Source organism: Agrobacterium sp. 22-226-1, from assembly GCF_053522345.1.
In genome coordinates, this window is the sequence record NZ_JBNWCP010000005.1 from 159,792 (window position 1) to 177,951 (window position 18,160).

The 18,160-nt window shown below is 59.4% G+C and carries 16 protein-coding genes; 10 read left to right on the forward strand and 6 right to left on the reverse strand.

The window, feature by feature from the left end; translation table 11 throughout:
• Positions 1-19: 19 nt before the first annotated feature.
• The 3 genes from mtaB to ACQZ5K_RS10970 form a co-directional block, all read right to left on the reverse strand.
• A complete protein-coding gene (gene mtaB, locus ACQZ5K_RS10960; RefSeq protein WP_448740358.1) occupies positions 20-1,294 on the reverse strand; it encodes a tRNA (N(6)-L-threonylcarbamoyladenosine(37)-C(2))-methylthiotransferase MtaB in 1,275 nt (424 codons plus the stop codon).
• Entirely contained in the window at positions 1,291-2,193 is a 903-nt protein-coding gene (gene dapF / locus ACQZ5K_RS10965) for a diaminopimelate epimerase (RefSeq protein WP_448740359.1), read from the reverse strand. The genes mtaB and dapF overlap by 4 nt, the downstream gene beginning before the upstream one ends.
• A 121-nt stretch (positions 2,194-2,314) precedes the next feature.
• On the reverse strand, positions 2,315-3,385 hold the full coding sequence (locus ACQZ5K_RS10970; RefSeq protein WP_448740360.1) for an MBL fold metallo-hydrolase: 1,071 nt from the start codon (positions 3,383-3,385) through the stop codon (positions 2,315-2,317).
• Between the two features lie 326 nt (positions 3,386-3,711).
• Between ACQZ5K_RS10970 and ffh the strand changes: the two genes are divergently transcribed.
• From ffh to trmD, 5 genes are all read left to right on the forward strand, one after another.
• Positions 3,712-5,280: a signal recognition particle protein gene (ffh, locus tag ACQZ5K_RS10975; RefSeq protein ID WP_003520512.1), complete on the forward strand. Its 1,569-nt coding sequence runs from the start codon at positions 3,712-3,714 to the stop codon at positions 5,278-5,280.
• An 11-nt stretch (positions 5,281-5,291) separates the two neighbouring features.
• Entirely contained in the window at positions 5,292-5,609 is a 318-nt protein-coding gene (locus tag ACQZ5K_RS10980; RefSeq protein ID WP_003520511.1) for a chorismate mutase, read from the forward strand.
• 33 nt (positions 5,610-5,642) lie between these two features.
• Positions 5,643-6,020, forward strand: a complete 378-nt coding sequence (rpsP, locus tag ACQZ5K_RS10985) for a 30S ribosomal protein S16 (protein ID WP_003520510.1) — start codon at positions 5,643-5,645, stop codon at positions 6,018-6,020.
• A 120-nt stretch (positions 6,021-6,140) separates the two neighbouring features.
• Complete coding sequence (gene rimM / locus ACQZ5K_RS10990) at positions 6,141-6,707, forward strand: ribosome maturation factor RimM (RefSeq protein WP_448740361.1); 567 nt, start codon at positions 6,141-6,143, stop codon at positions 6,705-6,707.
• A gap of 4 nt (positions 6,708-6,711) precedes the next feature.
• Entirely contained in the window at positions 6,712-7,410 is a 699-nt protein-coding gene (trmD, locus tag ACQZ5K_RS10995) for a tRNA (guanosine(37)-N1)-methyltransferase TrmD (RefSeq protein ID WP_448740362.1), read from the forward strand.
• On the opposite strand, the gene ACQZ5K_RS11000 is transcribed toward trmD, so the two are convergent.
• Positions 7,392-8,138 (reverse strand): sulfite exporter TauE/SafE family protein, encoded by a 747-nt coding sequence (locus tag ACQZ5K_RS11000; protein WP_448740363.1) that lies wholly within the window; start codon positions 8,136-8,138, stop codon positions 7,392-7,394. The genes trmD and ACQZ5K_RS11000 overlap by 19 nt on opposite strands.
• Positions 8,139-8,403: 265 nt before the next feature.
• Between ACQZ5K_RS11000 and rplS the strand changes: the two genes are divergently transcribed.
• From rplS to ACQZ5K_RS11020, 4 genes are all read left to right on the forward strand, one after another.
• Positions 8,404-8,943: a 50S ribosomal protein L19 gene (rplS, locus tag ACQZ5K_RS11005; protein WP_003520506.1), complete on the forward strand. Its 540-nt coding sequence runs from the start codon at positions 8,404-8,406 to the stop codon at positions 8,941-8,943.
• 290 nt (positions 8,944-9,233) lie between these two features.
• The gene (locus tag ACQZ5K_RS11010) at positions 9,234-10,967 is read left to right on the forward strand and encodes a type I secretion system permease/ATPase (protein WP_448740364.1); all 1,734 of its coding nucleotides are present in this window, start codon (positions 9,234-9,236) and stop codon (positions 10,965-10,967) included.
• Entirely contained in the window at positions 10,960-12,273 is a 1,314-nt protein-coding gene (locus ACQZ5K_RS11015) for an HlyD family type I secretion periplasmic adaptor subunit (protein WP_448740365.1), read from the forward strand. The genes ACQZ5K_RS11010 and ACQZ5K_RS11015 overlap by 8 nt, the downstream gene beginning before the upstream one ends.
• A gap of 180 nt (positions 12,274-12,453) precedes the next feature.
• Positions 12,454-13,395 carry a rhizobiocin gene (locus ACQZ5K_RS11020; RefSeq protein WP_448737984.1) on the forward strand — a complete coding sequence of 314 codons (942 nt, stop codon included), beginning with the start codon at positions 12,454-12,456 and terminating at the stop codon, positions 13,393-13,395.
• A 121-nt stretch (positions 13,396-13,516) separates the two neighbouring features.
• Here ACQZ5K_RS11020 and ACQZ5K_RS11025 read toward each other — a convergent pair whose 3' ends face one another.
• Complete coding sequence (locus tag ACQZ5K_RS11025; protein WP_448740366.1) at positions 13,517-14,794, reverse strand: MFS transporter; 1,278 nt, start codon at positions 14,792-14,794, stop codon at positions 13,517-13,519.
• Between the two features lie 425 nt (positions 14,795-15,219).
• Here ACQZ5K_RS11025 and leuC point away from each other — a divergent pair, with 425 nt between their 5' ends.
• Complete coding sequence (leuC, locus tag ACQZ5K_RS11030; RefSeq protein ID WP_448740367.1) at positions 15,220-16,629, forward strand: 3-isopropylmalate dehydratase large subunit; 1,410 nt, start codon at positions 15,220-15,222, stop codon at positions 16,627-16,629.
• Between the two features lie 52 nt (positions 16,630-16,681).
• Here the strand turns inward: leuC and ACQZ5K_RS11035 are convergent, their stop codons facing one another.
• Positions 16,682-18,142: a M48 family metalloprotease gene (locus tag ACQZ5K_RS11035; RefSeq protein WP_020010815.1), complete on the reverse strand. Its 1,461-nt coding sequence runs from the start codon at positions 18,140-18,142 to the stop codon at positions 16,682-16,684.
• Positions 18,143-18,160: the final 18 nt, after the last annotated feature.

Genomic DNA, 18,160 nt, shown 5'->3' on the forward strand with positions numbered 1-18,160 from the left:
TCTTTTCTCTTGTGCCGCCTCAGGCCGCATCCGCCGCCAGAAGCTTCATGTTCAGATGTTTGCCGTTGTGGCCGGTAATCGCAACCTGCGCAAGAGTGCGCGGGGCAAGATGCGGCGCCTCCACCAGCGTGAAATTGTCGGTATGGGCAAAACCGTTGTTTTCAACGAGGATCGTCTGCACCGACCCCACCATATTTTGCAGATGCGCAAGCTTCAGCGCCTCGCCGCGCTCCCGAAGCCTCGCCGCCCGCTCCTTCACCAAAGCCCGGTCAAGCTGCGGCATGCGCGCCGCCGGTGTGCCCGCGCGCGGGCTATAGGGAAACACATGCAGGCTGGAAATGCCGCATTCTTCCGCAAGCGTCGCAGCGTTTTCGAACATGTCTTCCGTCTCGGTCGGAAAACCGGCGATCATATCCGCCCCGAAGGCGATATCCGGCCGAAGCGACCGCACCTCGTGACAGAAGTGAATGGCATCTGCCCGCAAATGGCGGCGTTTCATGCGTTTCAGGATCATGTCGTCGCCATGCTGGAGGGACAGGTGCAGATGCGGCATGAAACGCGGCTCATCGGCAATCAGATCCATCAGATGGCGGTCGGCCTCGATACTGTCGATGGAGGAGAGCCGCAGCCGCAGGATGTCCGGCACCTGCTTCAGCAATGTCTTGGCGAGGTAACCGAGGGAAGGCTCTCCCGGCAGGTCCGCGCCATAGCTCGTGGCGTCCACCCCGGTCAGCACGATCTCGCAATAGCCGCTTTCCGTCAGCCTGCGCGCCTGATCCACCACGGCGCCCATCGGCACGGAGCGGGAATTACCGCGCCCATAAGGAATGATGCAGAAGGTGCAGCGATGATCGCAGCCGTTCTGCACCTGAATGAAGGCGCGCACATGTCCGTCTATGTGCTTCACCATCTGCGGCGCGGTCGCCTTGATGCTCATGATATCGTTGACGCGCAGCTTTTCTTCCGCCGAGACGCCGAAATCCGGCAGCGCACGATAGGAGGCGCTTTTCAGCTTCTCTTCATTGCCCAGCACCGCATCCACCTCGGGCATCTCGGCAAAGGTCTGCTTCTCGGTCTGGGCCGCGCAGCCGGTAACGATGATGCGCGCATGCGGATTGTCGCGCCGCGCCCGACGGATGGCCTGGCGCGCCTGGCGCACCGCCTCGCCCGTCACCGCGCAGGTATTGACCAGCACGGCATTGTTGAGCCCGGCCTTCTCGGCCTCCGCCCGCATCACTTCCGATTCATAGGTGTTGAGACGGCAGCCGAAGGTTATGACCTCGACGCCGCTCATACGGCCCCCTGCTCCGCCGCAACATCCCGCGACCACGCGCCGGTGACGGGATCGACGGAACCCGACCATTCCCATTCGGCAGGGCCGGTCATGATGACGTGGTTGTCCTCGCGCCAGTCGATGGTCAGCGGCACACGAATGGGGCTTGATGCGACATCGATGGTGACCTTCCGGCCAGTGCGGCCAGTGCGCGCCGCAGAAACCGCTGAAGCGCAGGCGGCCGAACCGCAGGCGAGCGTCAGCCCGGCGCCGCGCTCCCAGGTACGGGTGCGCAGCGCGCTGTCGGAAATCACCTGCGCCAGCGTGATATTGGCCTTTTCCGGAAACATCGGGTGATTTTCGAGCAGAGGTCCGAAACGTTCGAGATCGAACTCCATCGGATCGCGATCCACCCAGAAAATCGCATGCGGGTTGCCCATGGACATCACGGCCGGCGAATGCAGGATCGGCGCATCGATCGGCCCGATCTGCAATTCGATGCGGCTGGTATCATGGAATTCTTCCGAAAGCGGAATATCGCTCCAGCGGAAACGCGGCAGGCCCATATCGACGGAAATCATGCCGTCTTCATGTTCGACGGCATTCAGAATGCCCGCCACCGTCTGAAAGGTGAAGCTGGTCTTGCCGGTTTCGGAAGACAGCGCCTGCACCACACAGCGCGTGCCATTGCCGCAGGCCTGCGCCTTCGTGCCATCGCAATTGAGAATATCGATAAAGGCATCCGTGCCACTGACACGCGGATCGTGGATGGCCATGATCTGGTCGAACTGTGTGGCAGCATCGGCGTTCAGCGCAATCGCCGCCGCTGGCGTGACCATATCCTTACGGCCGCGCATGTCGATAACGAGGATCTTGTTGCCAAGCCCGTTCATCTTCGCAAATTCGACCGTATCCGCCATTGCCCTAAACCTGAAAGCTGTCTGAAAATCGGATTGCATAGGGAATTTCCCCGCACTTTCGCCCTATATGGCGGAAAGGACAGCAAATTACCAGACTGTTGCGGCGCAAACGCGGCAGCGATCAGGCGGAAGGCACGTCGAAAACCTCACCGGGGCGCATCGGCCGAAAACGGCTCTCATCCACCCCCTGCTCCTTCAATGCGACCTTCAGGGCCGCAAGCGGCGCATCGACCGCCTCATCGGTGAGTTGCACCGTACCCCAGTGATGACCACAGACATGCGCCGCACCGCAAAGCTTCATGCCTTCCACGGCTTCGGCCGGGTTCTGGTGCTGGCCCTTCATGAACCATCGCGGCTCGTAAGCACCGAAGGGCAGGTTGGCGAGGCGGAAATCGCCGTGCTTCTTGCGCGCGGCGTGGTAGTTGAGGCCCTCGTGGAAGCCGGTATCGCCGATATGGTAGATTTTACCGCCCGGCGTTTCGATGACGAAGGCAGCCCATAATGCCATGCGCCGGTCGTTCAGACCGCGGGCCGACCAGTGATGGCACGGCTCGAAGTGGATTTTAACCGGCCCCGTCTCCACCACATCGCCCCAGTCGCCCACCTTGATGCGGGCTGCCTCGACCCCGGTACGGATGATGACGTCATTGCCGAGCGGCGTGATGAAAAGCGGCTTGTGCGCCATATGCAGGCGCTTCAGCGTCTCCATATCCAGATGGTCGTAGTGATTGTGCGTCACCAGCACCAGGTCGATGGGCGGCAGATCCTCGAAACGGATACCGGGCGCATTGACCCGTTTGGGACCGGCGAAGCTGAACGGGCTGGTGCGCTGCGACCACACCGGATCGATGAGAATATTCAGCCCCGCTGTCTGGATGAGAAACGAGGCATGGCCGACGAAAGTGACGCGCATATCCCTGCCTTCGATCCGGGCTTCCGGTTTTGCGAAGGGAAAGGGGCTCGGATAGCTTTCCGGCCATGTGGCGCGCTCGCCATTGAAGCGCCATTTCAGCAGACCCATGAAATTGCCCGGCGGCGAACCACCGGGATTGAAGAAGCGCACCCCGTCGAAATGATCGGAGATCGGGCCGCTATAATAAGCGCTCGCGTTCGAACGGCGGGCATAGAGGCCTCCACCCGCCAGAGCGAGCAGGCCAAGAGCGGAAAAACGAAAGAAGTTTCGACGTTTCATGACAAAGGTATAAGGAGCGAAAGGGCCCCGTTCAAGCGCCGCCAATGGCCGCCTGCGGCCAATCACGCAAAGATGAAATGCGGGCCTTTTCGGCCACAAACCCGCGCCGCCTTGACTTTTCCCGCACTTTCCTGTTTATCCCGCCCATCAGCTGGCAGTTTCACGACTCCAAGCCGCCGACCGGGACCCGCAAAGGTATAAAGAGATCCCGGAGGTCAACACCCGACAGCGCGATGCGCCCTCGGGTGCTTTTTGGCTTTGCGTCTTGTTTTTGCCAGCGAAAGCACCGACGTTTCGGAGACCCCGGAACGAAGAAGGAAGAAACGATGTTTGAAAACCTCCAGGACCGCCTTGGTTCCATTCTGAATGGACTGACCGGCCGTGGCGCGCTGACGGAAGCCGATGTTGCTGCCGCGCTGCGCGAGGTTCGCCGTGCGCTTTTGGAAGCGGACGTTGCACTGGAAGTCGTGCGTTCCTTCACCGACAGGGTGCGTGAAAAGGCTGTTGGTGCCGCCGTCCTGAAGTCGATCAAGCCCGGCCAGATGGTCGTCAAGATCGTGCATGACGAGCTTGTCGAGATGCTCGGCACCGAAGGCGTCTCCATCGATCTCAACGCCCCTGCCCCCGTCGTCATCATGATGGTGGGTCTGCAGGGCTCGGGCAAGACCACCACCACCGGCAAGATCGCCAAGCGCCTGACCGACCGCGATAAGAAGAAGGTGCTGATGGCATCTCTCGACACGCGCCGTCCGGCCGCGCAGGAACAGCTTCGCCAGCTCGGTGTCCAGACGAGCATCGACACGCTGCCGATCATCGCCGGCCAGTCGCCGACCGATATCGCCGCGCGTGCAGTGCAGGCTGCAAAACTCGGCGGCCATGACGTCGTGATCCTCGATACCGCCGGCCGCACGCACATCGACGAACCCTTGATGCTGGAAATGGCCGACATCAAGAAGAAGTCCAACCCGCATGAAATCCTGCTGGTCGCGGATTCACTGACCGGTCAGGACGCCGTTAATCTCGCGCGTAATTTCGATGAGCGCGTCGGCATCACCGGCCTCGTGCTCACCCGTATGGATGGCGACGGACGCGGCGGTGCGGCCCTCTCCATGCGTGCCGTCACCGGCAAGCCGATCAAGCTGATCGGTATCGGCGAGCGCATGAACGAACTCGACGAGTTCCATCCGCGCCGTATCGCCGACCGTATTCTCGGCATGGGCGACATCGTCTCGCTGGTCGAAAAGGCGGCCGAAAACATCGATGCGGAAAAAGCCCGCGCCATGGCCGAGAAGATGGCCAAGGGCAAGTTCGACCTCAACGATCTCTCCGACCAGCTTGCCCAGATGAAGAAGATGGGCGGCATGGGCGGCATCATGGGGCTGATGCCCGGCATGGCCGGCATGAAGGACAAGATGGCTTCGGCCGGTCTCAACGACAAGATGTTCGACCGCCAGATCGCCATCATCTCCTCCATGACCAAGGCGGAACGCGCTAATCCCGACATTCTGAAACACAGCCGCAAGAAGCGCATCGCCGCCGGTTCCGGCACCGACGCCGCTGAAATCAACAAGCTTCTGAAGATGCATCGCGGCATGGCTGACATGATGAAGGCCATGGGCGGCAAGGGCAAAGGCGGCATCATGAAGCAGATGATGGGCGGTCTTGCCGGCAAGATGGGCCTCGGTGGCCTTGGCGGCGGCATGCCTGATCTGTCGAACATCGATCCGAAGCAGCTCGAGGCGCTCCAGAAGCAGGCGGAAGCCGCCGGTCTCGGCAAGCCGGGCGCAATGCCCGGTCTTGGCGGTCTGCCGGGCGGATTGCCGGGTCTGGGTGGTGCCAAGCTGCCCGGTCTTGGCGGCATGCCGGGCCTGCCCGGCTTTCCGAAAAAGAAGTGAGGGGGACACCAGTGAACAATGCAGAGGTGAAAGCCCAGCTTTCCGAATACCGCCAGTCGATCGACAATATCGATGCCGCACTGGTTCACATTCTTGCCGAACGTTTCCGCTGTACCAAGGCGGTGGGCGTGCTGAAGGCAAAGTACAATTTGCCGCCGGCAGACCCGGCGCGCGAGGAATACCAGATCGAACGCCTTCGCCATCTGGCGAAGGATGCCAATCTGGACCCGGATTTCGCCGAGAAGTTCTTGAACTTCATCATCAAGGAAGTCATCCGGCATCATGAAGCAATCGCCGCCGAACATGGCGGCACCGAAAAGACCGCCTGAACGGCGGACAAGCCATCCTAAGGAGTAAATGACATGGCACTGAAAATTCGTCTCGCACGCGGTGGTTCCAAGAAGCGCCCGTATTACCAGATCGTCGTTGCTGACGCCCGTTCGCCCCGCGACGGCCGTTTCCTCGAGAAGGTCGGTTCCTGGAACCCGATGCTCGGCAAGGACAACCCGCAGCGCGTTGAGCTGAAGGCTGACCTCATCAAGGAATGGATCGCCAAGGGCGCACAGCCGACCGACCGCGTTCTGCGCTTCCTCGCAGAAGCCGGCCTTGCCGAGCGCGCCGCTCGCAGCAACCCGGAAAAGGCAAAGCCCGGCAAGCGCGCTCTCGAGCGTATCGCTGAAAAGAAGCAGAAGGCTGAAGATGCAGCCGCTGCTGCTGCGGAAGCCTCTGCTGCAGAATAATCTGCACGGAATCTTTTGAAGAACGGGTGGTGTGGTTTTCCATGCCGCCCGTTTTTTGTTTATTTTGGCGTCAACAAACCTTAAAGCTGACGCAACCAACACCAGAAGACGGACGGCCCGATGGCAAAGCTGGAAAACCCGGTACTCATGGCAAAGATCGGCGGCGCACAGGGCCTGCGCGGCGAAGTCCGTGTCAGCACCTATACGGCCGATCCGATGGCGCTTGGCGATTATGGCAATCTGGTTACCGCCGATGGCCGTGTTTTCGAAATTCTGGAAGTGCGCGAGGGCAAGAACGTCGTCGTCGTTCGTTTCAGGGGCATCAACGACCGCAACGCGGCGGAGAGCCTGAACGGTCTGGAACTGTTCATTGACCGTGACAATCTGCCTGACGACGAGCTTGACGATGACGAGTTTTATTATGCCGACCTCGAAGGGCTGGAAGCCGTCGATGCCGATGGCAAAAGTTATGGCGCCGTCAGCGCCGTCTATGATTTCGGCGCAGGTGATCTGCTGGAGCTGAAAGGTGCAGGCCGTCGCCCTGCCCTCATTCCCTTTTCGGAAGCAGCCGTGCTGGAAATCGACCTCGAAGCCGGTCGCATTCTCATCGATCCGATGGCCGCCGGCCTGGTCGACAATCCTGACGACAAGGACGAAACCGGCGTATCGCCGTTCGGCAAGAAATAAAGTCATGACCTTCAAGGCTACCGTTCTGACGCTCTACCCGGAAATGTTTCCGGGGCATCTCGGATATTCGCTGGCGGGCAAGGCGCTGGAGCGGGGGCAATGGTCGCTGGACGCTGTGCAGATCCGCGAATTTGCCACCGACAGACACAGAAGCGTCGATGACACACCGGCAGGCGGTGGCGCCGGCATGGTGCTAAAGCCCGATGTTCTGGCTGCGGCCATCGACCATGTTTCGGATGGCGACACACGGCCGCGGCTGCTGATGAGCCCACGTGGCAAGCCGCTGTCGCAAAACCGCGTGCGTGAACTGGCGGCCGGAGAAGGCGCGATTATCGTCTGCGGCCGTTTCGAAGGCGTCGACCAGCGGGTGATCGAGGCGCGCGGGCTGGAGGAAGTGTCGATCGGCGATTACATCCTCTCCGGCGGTGAGCCGGCGGCACTGACGCTTCTTGATGCCATCGTCCGCATCCTGCCGGGCGTCATGGGCAACGATCTTTCCGGCGTGCATGAAAGCTTCGAGGGCGGACTGCTGGAACATCCGCACTATACCCGCCCGCAGGTCTGGGAAGGCCGCGACATCCCAGCCGTTCTCACCTCCGGCAACCACACCGTCATCGACAGGTGGCGTCATGAACAGGCGCTGAAGCTGACGCAGGAAAGACGCCCGGACCTTCTGGTAAAGGCTCAGGCTGAAACGAAATAATAGGCGGTCAGCACCAGCCCGACGGCGATCACCAGCCAGCGGATGATCCACTGCGGCACCCGCCGTGCCGTATGCACGCCCACATAGCCGCCAAGTGCGGCCGCAGGGAACATGATGAGCGCTGCCCACCAGGAAACGACGCCACCGCTGACGAAGATCGTGATTGCGATGACAGCGATCACGACTGACAAGAGGTTTTTCAGCGCGTTCAAATGATGATAGCTGCCGCCCGAGGTTATTCCGAGGATGGCCAGCATCATGATGCCCATGCCAGCACCGAAAAACCCGCCATAGACGGAAGCGAGACCCTGAAAGACGAGGCTCGGCAGATTCCCGGGCGAACGTTCGGCGCTCGCCTTCGGCCGCAGCCACGGGCCGGCAGCGAAAACGGCGGTGGCAGCCAGAAGCAGCCATGGCACGAGCTGACGGAAGGAAGGATTGTCGAGCGATAAAAGCAGCAGCGATCCGGCCAGCCCGCCGACGACTGAAACGCCCGACAAAAGGATCGCCTCGCGCCAATGGCCGCGGATTTCCGGCCCATAGGCGATCACGGAGGTGATGTAGCCCGGAAACTGCACGATGGCTGACGTGGCGTTGGCGACAATGGGTGGCAGACCGGCCAACGTCATCGCCCCGAAGGTCAGGAAGGTGCCGCCACCGGCAATCGCATTGACGACGCCCGACAGAAAGCCGGTGGCGAACAGCATGAGAATAATGAATATGGACATGGCCCCTCCCAAGGTTCCCATGCCATATCCGCCAGCGCGCCGCTTCGCAACTGCCGGAACGCGGCGCGTAATTGATAAAATATTGTCATGAAAGGGATGACAAACGGCCCATCCTCGTGTATGTGCCCGCGTGGAAATGGGAAATATCCCAACCGAAAGCAAAGAATGGCGAACCCGCTCCTGCCGAAAGGCATGGTCTGGAGGCATTGACCGACAGACGAACCGTTGAGCGCTCTGGCTGTTTCAGAAGAAATCAGAGGTTAACATGACCAACATCATTCAGCAGCTGGAAGCCGAACAGGCCGCCAAGATCGAAGCAAAGCGCACCCTGCCCGAGTTCTCTCCGGGTGACACCCTGCGCGTCAACGTGCGCGTTACCGAAGGTAACCGTACGCGCGTTCAGGCTTACGAAGGCGTTTGCATCGCCCGTTCCGGCGGCGGTCTTTCCGAGAGCTTCACCGTTCGCAAGATCTCCTACGGCGAAGGCGTCGAGCGCGTATTCCCGATCTACTCCCCGCTGGTCGAAGGCGTTGAAGTCGTTCGCCGCGGTAAGGTTCGCCGCGCGAAGCTCTACTACCTGCGCGACCGTCGCGGCAAGGCTGCCCGTATCGTTGAGAACACCGGTACGCGCGCCCGCAAGCTGAACGAGTCCGAGCGTCAGGCACTTGCCGACGAAAAGGCACGTCTGGAAGCCGAAAAGGTAGCAGCAGCACAGGCTCTCGCCGCCGAGAAGGCAGCAGCCGAAGCCGCAGAAGCCAAGGCAGCGGAAGAAGCAGCAAAGGCTGCTGAAACCGCAGCGGAATAAGATTTCCATTTCGATGGATTGATCAAAAGGCGGTCTTCGGGCCGCCTTTTTTGTTGCGACGATATAACATAGCAAGGCACGCATGCGGCTTGAAAGCCGCGTTTGGCGAGCATTGGCTGGCCGGAGAATACCGAAGCTCTTTCAGTCATTTCCTTTGCGGAAAGATGCGGCAGATTTCGACCGGCAACAAATGCCTGCCTGATTTCTTGCTCGAGTCTTTTAGACCATCCTCGAACAGCATTGCCTAAATGCATTTATTGTGCGATTTTCTTGCTGTTTCAGGTGTTATTATGTTTTTATTTAATTCTTTTTTAACAAAAAATAAGTCCGCTTTTTTCGCCGTTGGTCTCGCCAGCGCGTTGATGAACATTCTTAATCTTTCCGGCTCGCTTTTCATGCTGGAAGTTTACGACCGCATTTTGCCAAGCAAGAGCATTCCATCCCTTGTGGCACTGGTCGTTCTCCTGATCGTTCTCTACGCGTTTCTGATGGGGTTCGACGCGCTGCGAGGCCGCATATTGGCGCGCATTTCGGACAATATGGACGACGCGCTCAATCAGAAGCTTTTCAGGGCGTCGATCAGCGCGCCGCTCCTTGCCTCGGGAAAGGTCGATGGGCTGCAGATCGTCGGCGATCTCGATCAGATCCGCCAGTTCCTCTCAGGACCGGGACCGGCGGCCTTTTTCGACATTCCCTGGCTACCCATCTATCTGCTGATCTGTTTTGCCCTGCATCCGTGGATCGGGTTCGCTGTGCTCGGCGGAGCCGTAGTTCTCATCGTGCTGACGCTCCTTACGAACTGGCTGACCGAACGGGCGACAAAGCAGGCTTATACCGCGCGAGGGCAGAGAAACGTCCTTGTCGGCAGCAGCCAGCGCAACATCGAATCCATCAAGACCATGGGCATGATGGGGGCGGTGACATCCATGTGGGACGAGCTACATTTCAGATATCGCGCCATCACCCTGTCGACATCCGATACGGCCGGCATGCTCGGTGCCATGTCGCGAACCTTCCGGCTATTGCTGCAATCCGGCGTCATGGCCATCGGCGCCGTTCTTGTCATCGACGGCAATGCATCGGCGGGTAGCATCATCGCAGGCTCGATCCTCTCGGCAAAGGCGCTCGGCCCTGTCGAACATGCGATTGCAAACTGGCGCAGCTTCATGACCGCAAGACAGGGCTGGAAACGCGTCAACGAGTTCCTGGAGCTGGTGCCTGAACCCTCACCACCGCTCTCTCTGCCTCGCCCGCAATTTACCGTCGCGGTTGACCATGTAACCGGCGGGCCGCCCAATGGCGCACGCGATACGGTCGCCGATATTTCCTTCACGCTGAACGCAGGCGATGGTCTCGGCATCATTGGCCCAAGCGCCTCCGGCAAATCCACGCTGGCACGCTTGCTGACCGGCATCTGGCCCTATGAACGTGGTTCCGTCCGCTTCGATGGGGCCGCGCTCAACCAGTGGGATTTCGAGTTTCTCGGCAAATCCATCGGTTACATGCCCCAGCAGGTGGAGCTGATGCCGGGGACCGTGGCGCAGAATATCGCACGCTTCGACCGCGATGCGACAGCGGAAGCGATTGTCGCCGCAGCCAAGGCCGCGCAGGTGCATGAGCTGATCCTCAACCTGCCCAACGGTTACGATACCTATATTGGCGATCGGGGCGAGGCTTTATCGGGCGGGCAGAAACAGCGCATCGGCCTTGCCCGCGCACTGTTTGGCGAACCCTTCTTCGTTCTTCTCGATGAGCCGAACTCCAATCTGGACAGCCAAGGCGAAGCGGCCCTGCGCAATGCCATTGGCGACATCAGGGCGCGTGGCGGCATTGTCGTCGTCATTGCCCATCGCCCCAGCGCCATCGAAAGCGTCAATCTGGTGATGGTGATGAGCAACGGCCGAATGCTTCGCTTTGGCACCAAGGAAGAGGTGCTCGCGCAAATCCTGCGGCAGAATATCCGCCAGGTGCCTGAGGAGAAAGAAACGCGCAAGATTGAAAACCGGGTGAGCGAAAATGGTTGAGGCGGAAAAACCCGGCATGACGAATGCCTCCATTCTCAGGCACTCGACCGCAGTGACCGTTCTCGCCCTTGGCCTTCTCGTCGGATTGGGCGGCTGGGCAGCTTTTGCAAAGCTTGCCGGCGCGGTGGTAGCCACGGGCCGGGTTGTCGTTGAAGGCAACTCCAAGAAAATCCAGCATCTTTCGGGCGGCATCGTCAGCGAGATCAATGTCGCCGAAGGCGACAGGATCGAGGCCGGTCAGGTCCTGTTGCGGCTGAGCGCCACCGTCGTGCAGGCGAACCTCTCTATCGTCGAAAATACGCTTGCGCAGCTTTATTCGCGTCGGGCTCGTCTGCGTGCGGAAATTGCCGAGGCGCCGTCTTTCACCGTGCAGGAAGATCTGGCGGCATTGACAAGTCCCAAGGCGGCCAAGACCTTTATCGACAGCGAACAGAACCTTTTCGGCAGCCGTCGCAACGCCTTGATCGGCATGAAAAAGCAGCTGGGAACACGCAAGGACCAGCTCGCCGACGAGGCACGTGGCCTCGAGGTGCAGGTGAAGGCGACGGACAACGAACTAGCCATTGTGAAGGAAGATGTTTCCAAAACGGACGAGCTCTTCAAAAAAGGGCTTGTCACGCTTCAGCGCCTCAATCTCCTCAAGCGCCAGCTTTCCAATCTCGAAGGCCAGCAGGGCCAGTATATTGCCGCTCGTGCGCAGACGGTGGGCAAGCTGAGCGAGCTGGATCTGCAATTGCTCCAGCTCGATGAAGACCGGAAATCGGAAGTCACGAAAGATCTGACATCGATCGAAGCGACCGTCGCGGAATATGAAGAGCGACTGGCGGCAACGCGCGACCAGCTGGATCGCCTCGACATCCGCTCGCCGATTGCCGGTCGCATCTACCAGCTCTCGGTGCACAATATAAACGGCGTCATTCAACCGGGTGAAGTACTGATGCTGGTGGTGCCGGAGCAGGAAGAGCTTGCCATCGAGGCCAATATAACCCCGCGAGACATCGATCAGATTTACGTCGGGCAGCCGGTAACCATTCGTTTCACGGCATTCAATCAAAGCACGACGCCGGATTTGGGCGCGCAAGTTGCTGTCGTCGCCCCCGATCTGCAGACAGATTCCCGAACTGGCACATCTTATTACGCGCTGCGCATCAAACCCGACAAGGCCGGAATGGGTCATCTGCCCGGCGGGAAATTATATCCCGGCATGCCGGCCGAAGTATTCATACAAACCAGCGAAAGGAGTGTTCTTTCTTATTTTGTGAAGCCGTTCCAGGACAGGCTTAAAAAGACCTTCGTGCAGGAATAAACAATTTCCATTGCATAATTTTGCGAAAGGATTTCCGCAACACGTTAAAGACGCACCTTATTCAAAAAAACAATTTCTTATATTGTATTATCATTTTTTACGGATTAAATATCACCCGCAATATTTATTATAAATTTAATTTCAATTCATCGATTTCTCAAAAATTTATGGGAGTGTAAAATGGCGTTAAAAGTAACTTTTGGTAATGGTGGCGCTGCTTCGGTCTCTTCGCTCACCAACCTGGTCGATCAGGAAGCTTATAAGCTCCTCACCGAATCCACAGCACAGGTCAAAAACGGTTCTTCGCTCGACTCCGGCGTGGTCAATGTCGGCGCGGTATCGGTTCCCGGCACCGGCGCGGGCGGCACGGTCGATGTTGGCTATGACCCCAGCTCGAACGGCTTCAAATTTGACGTGTCGTCGGCATGGAATTCGGTAAAGAACGCTCTCGCCCAGTCCGACACTTCTGAAAACCTTATCTTCAAGGATTTCGTTCAAGTCGACGTTCATCTCGGCGGCACCGGTTCGTCCACCGTGGAAGTTCTCAATGCCAAGCGTGGCAACATCTCGACCGGTGCAGGCAACGACACGGTCACTGTCTCTGTCGTATCGAACGACAAGGCTTGGGTAAACGCCTTCAACATCGACACGGGTGCCGGCAACGACACCATCGTGGTCAAGGCGGGCACGGCGTTCGACGGCGGCGTTGCTGCCGGTACCAACGTCGTGAACGGTGGCGCTGGCGTCACCGACGGCAGCTTCACCTCCGTCAAGATCGATGCCGGTGCAGGTAACGACTCTATCGACCTGAGCGGCGTGAACCTCGCTTCATCGCTCGTCACTGGCGGCAAGGGCATCGACCACATCAAGGCAAGCGGTGGCGCCGATACCTTCGTCTTCAATCTCGGCGACATGGCCAAGAGCTCCGCCACCGACAGCATCGAAGGCTTCAACGCCTCCATGGACAAGCTGAAACTGGTTGGTACCACCATCGACAACTGGGCGGTGAGGATAGACGATAGCGACACCATCCTCACCTACAACGTCACTGGCGAGCACAAGGGCGAAAAGATCGTTGTCGCCGGTGTTCACCTGACCGGTAGCGACTGGTTCACCGCGTAATTCTCTCGAAGAGAATTCATTATTTGCCGCTTAAAATGATCGTGGCCCGGAAACATCCGGGCCACGATTTTTTTCATATGCGACCGCCGACACTCATGGCAGCCGTCGCTATTTTCCAAAGTCAGGCAGGCTTGACCTGATTGCCCATTCTACGCGTTGCGACGATGACCAGCACGCCAGCAAGCGCCAGGCAGAAGGCAAGGAAGAACATCGGCGCAATGGTGCTGCCGGTCTGATCCTTGATCCAGGGCACCACGTTCTGCGCCACGAAGCCACCCAGATTGCCGACGGAATTGATCGCGGCGATGCCCGCAGCCGCACCTGCTCCCTTGAGGAAGCGGCCGGGCAGGCTCCAGAACACCGGCTGGCCGGCAAAAATGCCCGCGGCGGCGATGCAAAGGAAGGCGAACTGCAAGACCGGATCGCTCAGCAATGCCGACATCAACAGGCAAAAGGCGCCGATGAAGGCAGGACCGACGATATAGGGCGTCTTGTTCTTTGCCTTGTCGGCGGCCAGGGGCACAACGAACAGGGCGATGGCCACGATCACCCAGGGGATGATGTTGATGAAGCCATTGGCGGTATTGGAAACGCCGAAGCTCTTCACGATGGTCGGAAGCCAGTAGCTGAGACCATAGGCCGCCAGCGGAAAGCCGACATAGCAGAGCGCCATGAACAGAACGCGCGGATTGACCAGCGCCTTGAAGCCGTCCTCTGCATGCTCTTCCATGCCCTTGTTTTCTTCAGCCAACCGGTTCTTCAACCAGGTTTTCTCATCCTGCGTCAGAAACTTCGCCTTTTCCGGCGTATCATCGAGATAGAAGAAGGTGACGATACCGGCGATAACGGCCGGGATACCCGTGGCGAGGAACACCCATTCCCATCCGGCATAACCCAGGAAACCATCCAGATCGAGCAGCATGCCGCCGAGCGGCGCGCCGATGGCATTGGCAAGCGCGCTGAAGATCATGAAGAGGCCGATCATGCGGCCGCGATAATCGCGCGGGAACCAGAGCGTCATGAGGAACAATACGCCGGGGAAGAAACCCGCTTCGCAAAGCCCGAGCAGGAAGCGCAGGATGTAAAACATCGTGGCGTTCTGCGTATAGGCAAGCGCGATGGTGACGGCGCCCCAGGAAACCAGAATGCGGGCAAACCATTTGCTGGCGCCGAAACGGTTGAGGAACAGGTTGCTCGGCACTTCGAAGATGAAGTAACCGATGAAGAACAGCGAAGCGCCAAGGCCATAAGCATATTCGCTGAGGCTCAGCGCATCCACCATCTGCAGCTTGGCATAGCTGACATTCTGGCGGTCGATATAGGCGATGAGATAGAGAAGGCCAAGAAACGGCATCAGCCGCCAGGTGATCTTCGAGATAAGGGCTTTTTCGGATACCATATGCTTTTCCCTCCCTTCGATTTCTCGTCGAAACGCAAATGATAAGGGAACCCATCTATATGTGCATCGCAAAATACGCAAGTTGCATTGCATCATAACCATTGGAGAACGCCAGCAGGACAGGGCCGTTACGGGCCTTCAGCCGTGATGCAGTGCATATAGAAAATGCCAAGCCGTTGCGTTCCGGGCTATGCGCATTCATATTGCCGTAAAACCGGCGATCTGCTATGAAGGCTGCCATGGGATCTAAATTCGGATGTCTCGCGCAGAATGTTTATGTGCTGCAGGACCACAAGCGTCTGCCGGCACGGTTCTTTGCGCGTGTTTCCGGGGCGCTCACCAGCCGACTTAGGCTCGCCTGACAGCACCGCTGTCCACGCCTTTCTGAACCCTGATTACCCTTTTCCATGACAAGGCATAGAGCCATGAGCGCACCCCGCACCTTATATGACAAGATCTGGGACGACCACGTCGTCAATCGTGACCCAGACGGAACCTGTCTTCTCTACATCGACCGTCACCTCGTCCATGAGGTGACGAGCCCGCAGGCCTTCGAAGGCCTGCGCATGGCCGGTCGCCCTGTGCACTCGCCTGCCCGCACGCTGGCCGTCGTCGACCATAACGTTCCGACCACGGCCGACCGGCTGGAAGGCATCAAGAACGAGGAAAGCCGCATTCAGGTGGAAGCGCTTGCGCAGAACGCCAAGGATTTCGGCGTCGAATATTATTCCGAGCGCGACAAGCGCCAGGGAATCGTTCACATCGTCGGCCCCGAACAGGGCTTCACCCTGCCGGGCATGACGATCGTGTGCGGTGACAGCCACACCTCGACCCACGGCGCCTTTGGCGCACTGGCGCATGGCATCGGCACCTCGGAAGTTGAGCACGTTCTGGCGACCCAGACGCTGATCCAGAAGAAAGCCAAGAACATGCTGGTGCGTGTCGACGGCAAAATTCCTGATGGCGTTACCGCCAAGGATATCATCCTCGCCATTATCGGCGAGATCGGCACGGCTGGCGGCACCGGCCACGTCATCGAATTTGCCGGCGAGGCGATCCGTTCGCTCTCCATGGAAGGCCGCATGACGGTCTGCAACATGACCATTGAGGGCGGCGCCCGTGCGGGTCTTATCGCACCTGACGAAACCACCTTCGATTACATCAAGGACAAGCCGCGCTCGCCGAAGGGCGAAACGCTGGAACAGGCTATCGCCTATTGGAAAACGCTGAAATCCGACGAAGGCGCCCATTACGACAAGGTCGTGGTACTGAACGCGGCCAACCTGCCGCCCATCGTCTCCTGGGGCTCGTCTCCGGAAGACGTGACTTCCGTTGAAGGCATTGTTCCCAATCCCGATGATATCGAGGAAGAAAACAAGCGCGCTTCCAAGTGGCGTGCGCTTGACTACATGGGCCTGAAGCCCGGCACGCGCATCACCGATATCGCCATCGACCGTGTCTTCATCGGCTCCTGCACTAACGGCCGCATCGAGGATTTGCGCGCGGCGGCGAAGATCGTCGACGGCCGTAAAGTCGCTCCCACCGTTTCGGCCATGATCGTGCCCGGCTCCGGTCTCGTGAAGGAACAGGCGGAAAAGGAAGGTCTGGACAAGATTTTCCTCGAAGCCGGTTTCGAATGGCGCGAGCCGGGCTGCTCCATGTGCCTTGCCATGAATGACGACCGCCTGAAACCCGGCGAACGCTGCGCCTCCACCTCGAACCGCAATTTCGAGGGCCGTCAGGGCTATAAGAGCCGCACCCACCTCGTCTCCCCCGCCATGGCGGCGGCGGCGGCGATTGCCGGTCATTTCGTCGACGTACGTGAGTGGCAATGATTGCCGGATGATGGCTTGAACATAGAACCTCGGAGCGATCCGAGGTTTTTGTTTATTCCGAAATGATCTTCACCCGCTGACCCGGCTGAATGGTGGCTGTGGCGCTCATGGCATTGATCATGCGGAACATGTCGAGCTTCCGGTCGGTTCCCATCATCCGCGCCGCCATCGTCGCCACGGTTTCACCGGGCTTCACCGTCACCACCCGTACCCTGAGCGGCTTCAGCGAGGCGATTTCCTGCGGTGTCATCTTGCGGAAGCTGGTGCGCAATGTATTGGCGATGGAATCGAGCTGCGTATTGCCCTTCGGCACGGCGGTCAGGAAACGGAATATCTGCTGGCCGACACGAATGACGGTCACGTCGAAGTCCCATTTATCCGCGCTTGCCCGGGCTGTCGCGGCCTCCAGACCATTGATCTGGGTTTCCTTGACGGTTTCCGGCAACAGGCCGGCAACCCAGCCGCTGGTCAGGTAATTGGCAAGGCTCGTCTGTTTCGGATCGGCGACGCCGTCGAAACGGATCGCCATATCGCCCGGTCCCGTCGCCAGAACGGCTTCGACCTTGTTGTCGATGACGAAACCTTCCGGCACATCGAAACGAATGCCGAGCGTTCCGTGCAGGAATGTCTGGCCGCGGACATAACCTTCCTGCGGGCTATCGCCATAAAGCAGGCCGTCTATGCCATCCAGAAACCAGTCGCGACCACGATCCCCGACCTGACCGTCCTGACCGAAGGCGCGGGCATGACGGCGCGCAAGCTCGATGCGCTGCGGCGTGTTGGGGTGGCTGGAAAGGAAGTCGAGGCTCTGGTCGTTTTCGGGATCAGCCGAAGAGAACCGCGCATAGGCCGCCATGGAATCCAGAAAACGCGGCGAGGCAAAGGGGTCGTAACCGGCCTCGCCCAGCATCCGCACGCCGATCACATCCGCCTGCAATTCCTGCTGGCGCGAAAAGGCCGCAAGCCGCAGCTTGCCGCGCGCAAGCGCCTGCTTGCCGGCAAGATCGCTCGACAGCACTTCGGCAACCACGCGGCTGGCAATCACCTCCGCCTCTTCGCGGCGCTGGCGTTCGATGCCGTGATTGGCGGTGACATGGCCCATCTCATGCGAAAGCACGGCGGCCACTTCCGAAGCATCGTTGGCAAGAGCCAGAAGCCCGCGCGTCACGTAAAGATATCCGCCCGGTAGCGCAAAGGCGTTGATGGCCGGCGAGTTAAGGATAGTGATGCGGTAAGACTGTTGCGGATTCTCCGAAACGGCGGTCAGAGCGCCGGCGATACGGGCGACAAGCCGTTCCGTCTTGGCGTCACGATATTCACCGCCATAACTCGCCACGATGCGCGGATGCTCGCGCGCGCCCATCTGGGCGCGGGGATCATTCTTCTGCACCTCTTCCACGGTCTGCGGATTATCCGACGGGCGCAGGGTGGACTGGTAGGCCGGGCTGAAGAGAGACTGGCACGACGACAGGAACACCGCAGACGCGGTCAGCACGGAACAGGCTGCAGCCATCCTGCCCGAACGGCGAAG